Source organism: Flagellimonas alginilytica (assembly GCF_042134605.1).
Taxonomy (GTDB): domain Bacteria; phylum Bacteroidota; class Bacteroidia; order Flavobacteriales; family Flavobacteriaceae; genus Flagellimonas; species Flagellimonas alginolytica.
The window spans coordinates 188,319-202,572 of record NZ_CP169638.1 but is presented as its reverse complement, the minus strand read 5'-3'; the positions used below and the strand labels follow the sequence as shown (position 1 = coordinate 202,572).

The window sequence follows — 14,254 nt, the reverse complement described above, 5'->3', positions numbered from 1 at the left end:
AGCAGTGTAGTTTAACCTAAAAACGACATTCGCAACATGAATTAAGGCTTTTACAACCAATGGTTGCGCTTTTTTAAGGCCAGTATTTATTTTGTGTCAAGAATATAGAAAAATGAGGTTTAGAACAACGATTGCGATACTGTGTTTTATGATGGCAAACTGGTCGTTCGCACAATTGAGCGACCTCCATTATTTGCCGCCTTTGCGACAAGGACAAAATAATGGTGCCATTCAACAGCAATCGGTGTACCTGTCAACACCCGAAACAACTCCATTCACGGTAAATGTATATCGGGGAACCAGTGGAACGCCGATAACTTCTTTCACGATTTCGAATGCAAGTTCTGGGCTGTACAATTTGCCCAATGGAAACAACAATATCACTTTAGTGGATGATGGCAATACAGGAGTGGTACTCACCAATGGAGGATTACGATTTATTGCACCGGGCGGGAACAAATTCTATGTAAACTATCGCGGAAGGTCCGGTTCGCAAGCCGCTTCTTTAACATCGAAAGGGCGAGCAGCTTTGGGAACTAGCTTTAAGTGGGGCGGGGTGCCCAACTTGGGAACCCATGTGTCAAAATCCAACACTTTGGGCATCATGGCCACGGAAGATAATACGACCATAGATATTTTTGGTTACGATCCTAATTGCGAATTTAGAGTGGGTTCCAATCGAGCAGGAATTACCGCGGACAGCTACCAAATTGTGTTGGATGCCAACGAATCTTTTGTTTTTGAGACCTATATCGGAAACAATGCGACCCAGGCCCATGAAGATGGGTGGATAGGGGCATCTATTGTATCCGACAAGGATATTGTGATCAGTAACGGATCCTTGAACTATGGACGGCAAGCCAATAGCAGCAACCGAGATGCAGGAATAGATCAGCCCGTGCCCGAAAACAGACTTGGTAAAGAATATGTTTTTGTAAGAGGAAATGGAAGCACCAATGGAGCAACAGAGTTCCCATTGATCATCGGTACCCAAAACAATACGGAAATTTATGTGAATGGTTCCGTAACACCGATTGCAACCATTAACAATGGGGATTATTTTGAAATCCCCAATGGCAATTATTCCTCAAATACGGTCGGCGCCAATATGTTTGTTAGAACCTCCAAAGATGTTTACGCTTACCAATGTATGGCAGGCTCAAGTGCAGTATATACCCAAGGATTGAACTTTGTGGCGCCCGTTAACTGCCTTATGACCGATACCATGGACAATATTCCGGATATCCGAGATGCGGCAGGTATTAACGTATCAGGTGGTATTACGGTCATCGCATCTACCGCTACACCAGATAGTAATATTGTAGTTTCCGATGCAAGTGGAACCGTAGGATTACCATCGGCCAACACGGTGGCCGGAAGCTCTGACTGGAAAACCTTTTACATACCCAACCTCAATGGAGATGTCAGTGTTCAGTCAACCGGGCCTATTGCCGTTGGATTTTTTGGGTTTAATGGAGCAAGAGGTATTGCAGGCTATTATTCAGGTTTTGATACAGCACCGGATGTAAATTTACAGATAACAGGTAATTATTGCTTGCCCGGTGCCTCATTGGGGATTGCCAGTGGGGAAACCTTTGATGCCTACCAATGGTACGGGGACGGAGCTCTGATTCCCGGTGCAACCTCGGCAACATATAATGCCAGTATGGCGGGAGATTATTATTTGCGGGTGACCAGGGGACCATGTACCTACGATTCCAATACGATCGAAGTATACTATTGCGATGCCGATATTGTTCTCGATAAATCTACGGTCGATGTTTCCGTAAATGAAGGGGATCTGGTCACATTCGATATTTCGGTGGAAAGTCTAGGGCACGATCCTGTTACCAATCTACAAATAACAGACTTATTGCCCACAGGTCTGGATTTTGTGTCCGCGAGTGTATCCAAAGGATCGTTCAGTTACCCCAATTGGAATGTAGGCACCATGAGTAGAGGCGAACTGGTGACCATGACGTTGGTAGCGAAGACCCGATTGGATAATATTTACAATGCATCCGTAACCTATACCAATACCATTACCAATTCACAAGATCAAACAGATGGCAACATCACGACAGATAATCCATCAGTGGATGTTCAGGTCAATCGGATTGCTCCAACATCGGTAATTACCAACCGGAGAATTACCGTTCGCGTAAACCGAAATTGACTTAGTAGGTCATGGTTAAAAAATGTAAAACACTTTTTAATTTAGATTTTTTTCCAACACCAATTTTGAAAGGTCAATTCAACTAATCAATTCAAGTATAAATTTTGTCCTGGAAGATGATTCGGACAGGTATAGGTGCCCTTAAATGATTACCAAAGTTGCTCAGCAACAAACATTGGGTATTTAGCAAAAATCATAAAATATATTCCCTAAAACATAATATGTTTGCGGTAATGAGATATCTCCTCAAACGTATTGTGTTATTTCTGTTTTTTGTCCAAGGAAACTGCAGCTTTGCGCAAGAACCCGTTACCCTACATTTAACGGAAAAGGACGGTGTTCCATGTTTGGAATGTTATACAATAATCAAAGATGGGAGCAACCTGATTTGGCTTGCCGGAAACACAGGTTTGTTCAGTTACAACGGAGAAGCTTTTACGGAACACTCCATTCCTGACCAAAAAGGGCGATCGGTTTTCAATCTTTCGGAAGACAAACAGGGCACCATATGGTGCAATAACCTGCATGGGCAAATTTTAAGGGCCCCCAAAGGTGAACAACTATCTCTTTTTATAGACCTCAATAGCCAATTAAAAGGAAATCTGGCCCAATTGCACCATGTGGACAAAAATCTCGTGGTTAGTTCTTCCCAAGGACTTTTAGTACTTGATAAATCGACCGGAAAAACCATTTTTAAATATAGTTTGGAAGTAATTCACTCTCAAGTAGTGGAGGGGGAGCTATACTTTATTGCACGAACAGACGAAGTATATCAATTGGCGGATAATGAATTAGTACTATTGCATAAAATCAAATCTGAAAAAAATATTAGGTACCCATACTTTTTAAAGATACATGGAGAATTGGCTATCAGTTCCATCGAAAACCAACAATTGCAGATTCAAATATTCGGACAAAGGGACCAGTTGCATAAATTTTCCGGGTTTACAGAGCTTGGCAAGGTACGAATCGCCCAGGTTACCTATTTGGAAAATGAAATATGGTTTGCTACCGATCATGGAGTATTGATCTATACCTACCAAAATGGTGATTATCATCTTAAAAATCACATTTTGGAGGAGTTTTTTGTAACCAGCGTTACTAAGGACAATGATAGCAATTATTGGTTGACCACATTAAGGAATGGAGTTTTTCTTGTTCCGAACATTGCTTTGGAGAAGTTGAGTTTGGAATGGTTGGATGGCAGTATTTCGTCCGTGGTAAACACCAATGACCAGTTGATTCTGTCTACGACCAAAGGTGAAATTGTTTTAATGGACCTAAATACCATGAAGGTGGTAGGTTCAATACGTTTGCCGGGCAAAAGTGTCATCAACAAAATCTTTTTTAATCCTTTTACCAATAGGGTAATAGTGAGTACCAACGGGGATGGCTCATATAGCTTAGATCTGGCAACAAAACGTTTGATTCCCCAAAATAGAAAGTACGATGTGAGCAAGGACCTTGTGTTTCTCAACGAACGGGAGTCCATATACTTGACCTACAATAAATCGGTTCTGTACAATAACGCGAAGAGCAAAGAAATCGACTCTACCGTGATTATGCAAAAACGGCCCTATGCCGCAGTTACAGATACTTTGACCAAGGAAACTTACATTGCGTATATAGATGAGCTCGTGCACTACGATGGTCTCTGGAACCCTACTTCTATTTATTATAGAGATCAACCCATATATGTTTCCAATTTAGCGCGAACAGCGGATGGTACCGTTTGGGGTTCCAATCCAAAACATGGGCTGCTCGGAATCAAGAACAAAAAGGTGATCAAGACATTTAACATAAAAGATGGCTTGTTGGGCACCAATATTCAGAATTTGGAGAGCGATGGATATAAGTTATGGATCAACACCCAACATGGAATTCAAGTAGTGGATACCCAAACGGGAGATATAAAAAGCATAACAGGGCGCGATGGTATGCCCAATAGTCTGGTGGATGTAGAGATTACCAAAGATCTTGTTTTCGCTGCTTCTCAAAAAGACTTGTTCATATTCGATAAAAATGTACACACCAGCTTTAAGCAAGCTCGGGTGCCGGACATGTACTTTACCCAAATCAAAATAAATAATAGGGATACAACGGTGCAGAGTACATACAGATTGCCGCACCATCTTAATGCGATCAGCTTTGGGTTCCATACCAACACCTTTAGAAGTCCTGAGTTTGTTTTGTACGAATATCAATTGCAGGGTCTGGATACCACTTGGCTTACCACAAATACATCACCTGTTACCTACGAAAGTCTTCCGCCTGGTAATTTTACATTTAATATTAGACCGGTTTCCTCAAGGTTAAAAGGAGAAACACTTTCTGTAGATGTATCCATAGCCCGTCCGTTTTGGTCGACTTGGTGGTTTTTAGCAATTAGTTTTTTAGTGATCGTTATTTCCGTCGGTCTATATTTTAAACATAAAATACGAACCAAGGAAGAGGAAAAACAAAAGGAGCTGGCAAGCTTGATCAAAGATAAACGATTGACCAACCTAAAGTTGGAAAACCTAAGATCGCAGATGAATCCGCATTTTATGTTCAATGCCTTAAATTCCATACAGCTGTACATCATCAATAATGAAAAAGACTTGGCCCGAACATATTTGGTCAAGTTTTCAAGATTGATACGGATCTATTTGGAGCATGGGCAAAAAAATGAGGTAACGCTTGCCGAAGAACTAGAAGCATTAAAACTTTATTTGCAATTGGAAAAAATCCGTTTTGAGGAAAAGTTGGATTATTCCATAAAGGTTGCACCCGAAGTAGATGTGAACGGGACAAAAATTCCGTCAATATTTATTCAACCCTATGTGGAAAACGCCATTAAACATGGATTGCGCAGGGCTGCCGAACAAAACAAGCTAAGTATCACCTTTGATCTAAATGATGCCCATACCGATCTGGTTTGTACCATAAAGGACAATGGAATAGGAATAAGGGCATCCGAAGAGCAAAAGAAAAGCCGCGAACACAAACCATTTGCGAACAGGGCCAACATGGAAAGGGTAGAACTGTACAATTTAAAAAGATCAAAAAAAATACAACTGGAAGTTATGGATTTAAAAGTATTGGGCCAGCAAGGTACTTTGGTGACCATTAACATTCCTCTACAAAAAAATGGATGATGAACGCTATAGTAATTGATGACGAAGAAAAGGCAAGAAACCTCCTGTCCCATTTAATTCGGGAGAATTGTCCACAGATTCAAAAATTGGATTTGGCAAAGGATTTGGAAGAGGGTGTGGCACTAATAAAAAAAGAACGGCCGCAACTGGTGTTTTTGGATATTGAGATGCCAAAAGCCTCGGGATTGGAACTATTGGAGCACTTTACAGAACCTGTGGATTTTCAGATAATATTCACCACGGCCTACAGTTCATATGCCGTGGATGCCTTTAAGCTGAACGCCATAGACTATCTTTTAAAACCGATCGATACCGATGAACTTAAAATTGCGGTTGAAAAAGCGGAAGCTTTGGCCAATAGTGAAGCAATACACTCGAAGATCGAACACTTACGGACATCCTTAAAGATGATCAGTCTTAACAAAATAGCCCTGGAAGTGCCCAAGGGCATCCTCTTTGTTTCGTACAACGATATTCTTTATTTTGAAGCGGATGGAATGTACACCACTGTGTATATGAACAAGGAGAACAATAAGACCATTTGCAAGCCGCTTAAATTTTTTGTGGAGCAATTGGCGGACAACAACTTATTTTTTAAATGCCACAGATCGTATTTGATCAACTTAAAATATGTAGAGGAACTAATCCGTGAGGACGGTGACTTTTTGCTTATGGAGAACAAGAAAAGAATCCCTATATCCAAAAGTAAAAAAGATGAGTTCATAAGTGTGGTGAAAGAAACATTTTGGTAATAAAAAAAGCGACCTCTAAGGTCGCTTTTTTGTTATCGATAATTGTGGGTCCTAGCTCTTGTATTTTAAGGCTTCTTCTTTTTTTACATAGTAAATGCGCTGATCGTTCATAAGCATATAACTTTTTCCATAGCTGCTGCCATTGTATTTTTGACCTATAAAAAAGCCTTCTCGCTTGTAATTTCCTTCGGGCGTTTTCATTACGGTAATCAATTTAAGTTCTCTTCGCAATGGAACACCGGTAAGGGCATGTGTAATTATGTTCCAGTCATTGGATTGTATATAGGCATAAACGGGCTGTTCTTTCCACTTGTAGTAAGCGGCTCTTTCCTTTATAAAACGAAGGCCGTCTGCCTCCAAGCTGGCATTTTTCATACCTCTGGCCGGTAGGGCGGGAGCATTGGCCAAACTTTGCTCTTCCAAGTGCATCTGCAGCATATCAAAAACCTCAACACTACGCTTTTTTACGTATTCTGGGGTTTGTAGCAAATCCTGAAGATGCGCTAAGTCCCTTCCTATTAACAAGTACTGGTCGTTGCCGATCCATTCGTTGCCATATTTTTGCCCTTTGATAGGTACAACGGGGGGCGCAACTATAAGTACGTCTTTTTCAATAGCGTAGGCACGCTTCATTTTCATGGCTTCGGGTCCTGCAAAATTTGCAAATTCGATGATAAAGGTACCTCGATCAACCAGCTCCTTATATTCTTCCAAGATTACAAAATGGTTCTTGGCCTCATCGGACAAGTGCATGGTACCATTGTAGGCCTTTGGATCATATTCCAAGGAAAAACCACCATAGGCAAACAGGGGGAATTCAGCAAAATGACTACCCACTTGGTCTAGCATTACACTAGATAAATAGTAGGTGCCGGATAAGCCTTTCTCATCGGTATAATCTTTTTTATAAAGTGGCCAGGCCTTTACCTTGTTTCTGTTGTGCATAAACACATATGGCTCCGTAATCTCATAGAGGTTGACCATTTTTTCCTGTTCTTCGGTATGGGAAGCAGGTTCATCGGCATTGGTTGTTTCCGGTGTGTTTTGGTTGGACATACCACTCACTGGTTTTGTGGGCGCAGCTGTTTTGGCTTCCTCCTCTTCCTTTCCGTCCAAAGTCTTGTTGAGTTCCTTTTTGGCAGCTTTCTTCAGCTTTTTCATAAACTGGGCCTCAGTGGATTGAACTCCGAATACCATCCCTGTAAGCAACAGCACATAAATTCTTTTCATTTTGTTGTAGGTTTATTTTCACCACAAAGTAGGGTTCAAAACAGTACTTATTTCTACGAAACTTTCTTAAACCACCATTTTTTCTTCTAAGCAATAATTGACGATATCATTCAGAAAAAAAATCCATCCATTCAAAAAAAATAACACTGATCGCCGATGGGGCCATTCTAGTTTTGGGCTTTAAACCTTAATTAAATCAAATTAAAAATGAAGCACACCAATCTTACATTTATCTACACGTTGGCAGTAGGATCATTATTTTTTTCTTGTTCCGATGATGCCGAGGATACCGATAACCCGATACCCGAGGCAACTGTTGAAATTACTGCACAAGATGTTACCATAACCATGGATGAAGTAACCCAAATTGAAGACGGTGAATCTTTGGAACTTTCGTTGGCATCGTTGGCCGACTACATTACTGTGGAGGGCGCGGAAGGCGTTGAACCGGTATTCTCGATCAAATCGCAATCTGTTGATGGGGTCTTTGCCATTGAAGGGAACAACCTGATCCTAAACGATAAATCTATCTTGGATTTTGAAACCAACCCAGAATTTACCGCAGTTGTAACGGTGACGGTCGGGGATGAATCCAAGGATTTGAACGTAACCCTTACCTTAAACGATGTCCATGAGGCGACATGGAGCATTGGGCCAATTGAGGTCGGTATGTACGAAAACCCGGAAAACAACGAGCAATTATTGATCGTGGCCATATCAAACTATAATCCTGAGTTGGATGGGGAAGTAACGGTAACTTTAAGCGAACAAAGTCCGGCCAATGCTTTGCGCATGGATGGAAAGGCTTTACTGGTAAACGATGCCAGTCTTTTTGATTTTGAGACTAACCCTACCATTACGGCCAAGTTTACGGTTACAGATGCCAACGGGAGAACTCAAGAAAATGTGATCACCATTTCTTTGATAGATGTGGCAGAGACCAGTTGGACGGCAGAAAACACAGCCTTTACTATAGACGAACACCCCAATAGTGGTACAGTGATCGGCAATATTGCTCCCGCATTGACCGACTCCAACATTGTACTGAGCTATTCCATTTCACAAATTACACCAGATTTATTGGTGATAGATACTAACGGAGATGTAATTGTAAACTATGGTTATTTAATGGATTATGAAACAGGTGACAAGGCAGCTACGGTTACTATTACGGATAATCAGGGCAACTCACAAGACATTTTCATTGTTGTTCACCTAAACAATATACAAGAGCCGCAATGGGGCTTTAATGTTACTTCTCAAGGGAACATTAGCGTGAACGAAAACCTGCCCAATGGCAATACTTTAGGTATTTTTTCGCAATACATCGTTGACTACAGGGAGGGCGTACATGGCACCTTAAGCTATTCGCTTTCCAATGAATCCGTGCCCGGGGCATTAAGTGTTACAGGGCAGGGATTTTTACAGGTTAATGATGCATCGGCATTTGATTATGAAACCAATCCAACAATCACTGCTACCTTAAAAGCTACGGATCAAAGGGGTACCACCAATAGTGTTCCCGTTACCATTACTTTAAACGATTTGGGAGAACTTACCTTAAATGATATATCCGTATTTGTTTCATCCAGCAGTAGTCCAGGTGATGTTGCGTTTACGCCGTCCGTGTTTTTGGATGGGGTTAGAATCGCCAATACTGATTTAGCAAGCGATTATGTTGTGACTTTTAGTGACTATAAGATAAACGGGCAAAATACGGCAAGTTCTATTTTGGAACTTAATAATTCCGGGCAAGTTACGTTGTTGAATGTTTTGGGGTCCCAAGATAATTTTACGGCAATTATGACCGTTACCAGTGCACAGGACCAAAACATTACCGTTTCTGCCAATGTATTGGTTCGTTTTTAAGTTTTTCCATTGCACAAACAATACAAAAGCCCAAACCTTTATTTAAAAAGTTTGGGTTTTTACTTGTTATTGCTCTTTATTGGTGCTGTAGGATATCCGCATTTGTTCGGTGTCCCAATGTCCGTCGTTGCCCATAATCCCTCTTTTGAGGTCGTCCTCCAAGACTTTTTCCTGTTGCGCCATGGATTCTCTGGCTTGGAAAATATAATCTTTATCGATTTTGGGCAATTGTGACTGGCGCTTTAGCAGTTCTACATCCATTTTGATGAAATTCTGGGCCTGCCTGTGCAAAGTATGTTTTCTAAAACCTAATTGACTTAGAACATCGCTGGCCATCTTTACCGAGGTATCCAAGGATTCACGATATATATTTTCTACCCCGAGGTTCAATAATTTAAAGGCATCGTAACGGTTTTTGGCCCTAACGATCAATTGTACATTTGGGTGTTTGTGCTTTACAAGTTCTACCAGTTTTAACGTGGTATCCGGGTTGTCTATGGCACTTATCAACATATCGGCTTGTCCTATTCCGGCAGATTCCAATAGGTCGATTCGTGTTGCGTCTCCATAATAGACCTCAAACCCCATTCTTCTTAAAAAATCCACCCTGTTCGAATCGGAATCCAAAATAGTGGCCTCAACGCCATGTGCTCTTAAAAACCTTCCAATGGTACTGCCAAAATGTCCAAAACCGACCAAAATGATCTTACTGTTTTTGGCGATATGGTCAATTGGTCGTTTCTCGGATTCCTTGGTGCCTACTTTTGGAAGGACCAAACGTTCGTTTACCATGCTCAAAATAGGGGTGAGTGTCATGGTCAATGCTGTAATAACCAGCATTATATCCATCATTTCTTTACTTAAAATATCCAATTGGAATGCAAACGAGAGCAAAACAAAGGCAAATTCACCAATTTGTGCAAGCCCAACGGTCAATAACAATCGTTGATCCAATTTTAACTTAAATACTGCACCTACAATAAAAAGGACCAAGGCCTTTAAAACTATAATGGCCAATAAAAATCCGCCGACGGTTCCTGGGTTTTCTTGGATTACCATAAAGTTTATGGAAGCACCTACGGCCATAAAAAATAATCCCAATAACAAATCCTTAAAGGGTTCCAAAGTGCTTTCAAGTTCGTGCTTAAACTCACTGGTCGCCAAGACCACTCCGCCCAAAAAAGCGCCTAGTGCCGGGCTAAGACCTACAAATTCCATTAAAAAGGATATGCCCGTTACGATCAAAAGGGCAGAGGCGGTCAATAACTCCCTTAGCCTTGCAGTGGCCACTTTACGCAAAAGGGGAACTATCAAATACCTACCGGCAACAACGATAATTGCTACCGAAAGGATAATGGCGAGGGTCTGTAGTCCCAATGGCAAATTCTCCAATAAATTGGCACTGCCGGAATGAGTGTCCGTGGCAGCTCCGCTGGCATTGTTGGACAATAATGGAAGGGCACCCAACATAAAGATGACGATGATATCCTGAAAGAGAAGGATGGAAAAGGAGGATGTTCCGTAAGTGGTTTGGAACAGTCCCTTTTCTTTTAGGGTCTGCAAAGTAATGGCCGTGGATGATAGTGCAACGGCCATGGAAACGGTCAGGGCCACTTTCCATTCGTAACCTACCCAGGTAAAAAACAGATATGATAGCGCAGTGGTAGCCAAAACTTGTAATCCGCCCAAGCCCAAAATGGTCTTTCGCATCTTCCAAAAGTTTTTGGGTTCTATTTCCAGGCCGATCAAAAAAAGCATCATTACCACACCGAACTCGGCAAAATGAAGGATGTCGTCACCTTCTTCACCAACAAATCCCAAAAGAAATGGGCCAATAAGAACCCCGGCCAATAAATATCCCAAAACCGAACTTAGGCCAAGTCGCTTGGCGATAGGCACGCAAATAACCGCTCCGGCAAGAAACACAATGGCTTGAAAAAGTATACTTCCGGTCATAAGGAATTCAGATTTTTTGGTTTAGGGATGTTGTTTAGTAAGGAGCTGTCTTTTTTATTCTCCAAAAGTGAATCATTCAATATAGACCTGACCAGATCGGCATATTGGCTGGCATATGTGTTTAAATCGCTTTCCGATAGGTAATGGGTTCCCATAACCGCGAACGGGGGCAAGTATTCCATGCTACAAAGTCTGGCGGTCTGTTCAAAAGGGCGTAAAAACTCATGGACCGTGTACATGTTGGATCCTTGAGCGCAATAGACTTCCTGAGTGCCTCCTGTGGTAATGGCATTCAGACATTTTTTGCCCTGCAGGGCGTTTCCTTTTGGACCATAGGCCCAATTGAACTCCAGTACGAGGTCTATCCATTGCTTGAGCAAGGGTGGGCAACTGTACCAATAAAACGGATGGTGCCAAATAATGATGTCGTGGTTGTTCAAAATTTCTTTTTCCTTTTCCACATCGATCAGAAAATCTGGATAGTTTTCGTACAGATCGTTGAAGGTTACTCCCGGAATATCCTTGACTTGATCTACAAGGGCCTTGTTGGCCTTGGAAGCCTCGAACTTTGGGTGTGCGAATAATATCAATACTTTGGACATACCGCAAAAATAAGCCTAACCAACCAAAGATGACTATATTCCGGTTAATGGTCGGGTATTTTTAATATATAAATATTATAAAATAAAAAGGGCGGTATTGTTTATGTTACTCCAAAGAGGTATTGAACACCTCGGTCAAGATATCTTTTAATTTGTCTTCGTAAATGGGCTTTACAACATAGCCAGTAATCTCTTCAAACTCTTTGGCTTTTTTAATATCTTCTTCACTGTTGGAGGAAGTAACCATGAATATCTTTACTTTTTGGTCTTCCAGTTTTGGCTTTATTTTCTTGAATTCCGATAGAAAACCCCAACCATCCAAATAGGGCATATTGATATCCAAAAGAATAATTTCTGGCAAGTTGACGTTTTCACTTAAACATACATGCACATATTCCAGTGCCTGTTCACCATCCGTAAAGCTGTTTACGATGAGATCATTGGACAAGCTGTTCAATAGTTTTTTTGTGACGAACAAATAAATCTCGTCATCATCTACCAATAAAATACTCGACTTTTTCATATTAGCTAAATTTTATTTTAAACGTTGTGCCAACACCTTCTTCACTCTCTATTTCGATTGTGGCGTTCATGGCCTCCAATTGCGATTTTACTATAAATAGGCCCATACCTTTGCCAGAAACATTGCGATGGAACTTTTTATAGAGTTTAAATATGCTATCTCGATGACGGTCCATATTTATACCGAGTCCGTTATCCCTAACATACATAACTTTTTGGTTGTTCTCCCATGCTGTTTCTACAATAAAATGGGATTCGGTATTAGGTTTTCTGTATTTAATGGCATTGGACAACAAGTTCTGAAAAATACTCTTCATGTAAAACTTGGAGCATTTAAGTGAGTGCCAGGCGTCCAGTTTATATATGGTCTTAAAGTTGCTGGCCTCACGGTCCAAAAGGGTTTCAACAAAATCGTTTTCAACATCCTTGAACAACAACAGCAAATTTACGTTTTCAATCTTTAAATTTTTATTGTTCAATATGGAAACGTAGGTGTGGACATCTTCGGTAAGGGTTTTAATACTCTCGGAAATGGATCTAAGTTTTGGAAAAAATTCGTCAAAAGATTTTTGATCTTTGGATTTACTTAATAAATCCACCACAATGGACATACTGCTCACCGGTGATTTAAGATTATGTGCCACCACGTAGTTGAACTCTTCCAATTGCTGGTTGCGCAACCACAATTTGTTGTTTACTTTTTTGAGCAATAAGTTGGTTGCCTCAAGTTGCACCTTGCCCTTGGCCAATGCATTGTTCTTTTCTTCCAGTTCGGAAACAAACATGCTTCGTTCTTTTTGTAGTTGTACATAGTACCATGCGACAAAAAATGCAACTATGGCCGTTAAAATGTTCATAAGTACCAAATTCTTATTGACAACAGATTGTCTGGCATCTATATAAGATTCCGGGACCTCCTGGATGATGGCCCAGTCGTTATCCGTTACAATGTTGGAAGCTTGCTCATAACGGTTCATGCCAACATCTTTTTCAAAACCGATATTCACATTTTTATATAACCAAAGGCTTCCGTTTTCTACAAATACGGTATCTGTTTTAAAAATTAGGCTTTTTAACTCGATTTTTTTCCTGATCATGGAATCCACCTTGCTCATTTTGGCTTGATGGGGAAGAATACTCTTGGAAGCATTGGTTGTGAGAACATTTTTTTGACCATCGATCAAATAAAAGTTGTCTTCGGATAGTTTTGTGTTGATCAAATTAAAAACCTTGGTCATGTTAAAATTGATGACCGCCAATCCTACTTGTTCTTGATTGGTATCAAAAATTGGGGTTACCCCACGAATAACAGGCTTATGGGGTAATTCCAGAATGCCATATTCTCTATTAAGGTCTATGGAAGAAATATAGATCTGTCCTTTTTTAAGCGACAGACCTTTTTGAAAATAATCACGATCTACCTTGCGTTGCAATGGTTTGGGTTTCAGGGTGTATTTGTCAATCCGTTCGTAACGTAAAATCTCGTTCCCATGTAAATCTAAAAATCGTAGTTGGTCGTAAGGATCGTAACCTTGCATAATCCTTATGTATTCTTCGATAAATTTGGTGTCCACCTTATTGCCGTCCAAAGAACCGACGGGTATGGACACATTGGCCCAGTAGGAGGTAATATCTATAAGGACTTCACATTGATCTAATATTTGATAGTTCTTTTTACCGATATCTTTTTGCTGTATCACCACCAAATTATCAATCAAATTTTGTTTTGCCCAATACGACCAAACAAGCGAGAAAATCAATAAGGGGATGTACAGTGCCGCAATAACCTTCAAAATTCTACTCCACATAAAGAAAGGTTCCGATTTGATAAATTAAAACACTATTTGTAGGGGGATACATATATAAATCTACAAAATTATTCTGTATTACATATATTGATCGTTGTAATGCATTTGATAACAAAAATTAATCGATCAAGGACTTTCATCCCAATGTGTACAGGGATTGCCGACCTATTCAAATTTGATGGAACACCAAAATTGGTGGGAT

General features: G+C 40.6%; 9 protein-coding genes. 4 read left to right on the top strand and 5 right to left on the bottom strand.

Translation table 11 applies throughout. The features are described 5' to 3' along the window. Positions 1-112 precede the first annotated feature (112 nt). From ABTP35_RS00855 to ABTP35_RS00845, 3 genes are all read left to right on the top strand, one after another. On the top strand, positions 113-2,176 hold the full coding sequence (locus ABTP35_RS00855; RefSeq protein ID WP_293294733.1) for a DUF11 domain-containing protein: 2,064 nt from the start codon (positions 113-115) through the stop codon (positions 2,174-2,176). A gap of 233 nt (positions 2,177-2,409) precedes the next feature. Continuing rightward, entirely contained in the window at positions 2,410-5,313 is a 2,904-nt protein-coding gene (locus ABTP35_RS00850) for a histidine kinase (protein ID WP_375334349.1), read from the top strand. Continuing rightward, entirely contained in the window at positions 5,310-6,065 is a 756-nt protein-coding gene (locus ABTP35_RS00845; protein ID WP_313790247.1) for a LytTR family DNA-binding domain-containing protein, read from the top strand. The genes ABTP35_RS00850 and ABTP35_RS00845 overlap by 4 nt, the downstream gene beginning before the upstream one ends. Positions 6,066-6,116: 51 nt before the next feature. On the opposite strand, the gene ABTP35_RS00840 is transcribed toward ABTP35_RS00845, so the two are convergent. Further along, positions 6,117-7,295: a hypothetical protein gene (locus ABTP35_RS00840; RefSeq protein WP_375334348.1), complete on the bottom strand. Its 1,179-nt coding sequence runs from the start codon at positions 7,293-7,295 to the stop codon at positions 6,117-6,119. 207 nt (positions 7,296-7,502) lie between these two features. Between ABTP35_RS00840 and ABTP35_RS00835 the strand changes: the two genes are divergently transcribed. After that, positions 7,503-9,164, top strand: coding sequence for a cadherin repeat domain-containing protein (locus ABTP35_RS00835; protein WP_293294755.1), 1,662 nt, complete (start codon positions 7,503-7,505; stop codon positions 9,162-9,164). 66 nt (positions 9,165-9,230) lie between these two features. Here ABTP35_RS00835 and ABTP35_RS00830 read toward each other — a convergent pair whose 3' ends face one another. From ABTP35_RS00830 to ABTP35_RS00815, 4 genes are all read right to left on the bottom strand, one after another. Then, positions 9,231-11,120 carry a monovalent cation:proton antiporter-2 (CPA2) family protein gene (locus ABTP35_RS00830; protein ID WP_293294757.1) on the bottom strand — a complete coding sequence of 630 codons (1,890 nt, stop codon included), beginning with the start codon at positions 11,118-11,120 and terminating at the stop codon, positions 9,231-9,233. Then, positions 11,117-11,722, bottom strand: a complete 606-nt coding sequence (locus ABTP35_RS00825; protein ID WP_375334347.1) for an NAD(P)H-dependent oxidoreductase — start codon at positions 11,720-11,722, stop codon at positions 11,117-11,119. The genes ABTP35_RS00830 and ABTP35_RS00825 overlap by 4 nt, the downstream gene beginning before the upstream one ends. Positions 11,723-11,828: 106 nt before the next feature. After that, entirely contained in the window at positions 11,829-12,245 is a 417-nt protein-coding gene (locus ABTP35_RS00820; RefSeq protein ID WP_293294759.1) for a response regulator, read from the bottom strand. A 1-nt stretch (position 12,246) separates the two neighbouring features. Further along, the gene (locus ABTP35_RS00815) at positions 12,247-14,052 is read right to left on the bottom strand and encodes an ATP-binding protein (RefSeq protein WP_375334346.1); all 1,806 of its coding nucleotides are present in this window, start codon (positions 14,050-14,052) and stop codon (positions 12,247-12,249) included. Positions 14,053-14,254 lie beyond the last annotated feature (202 nt).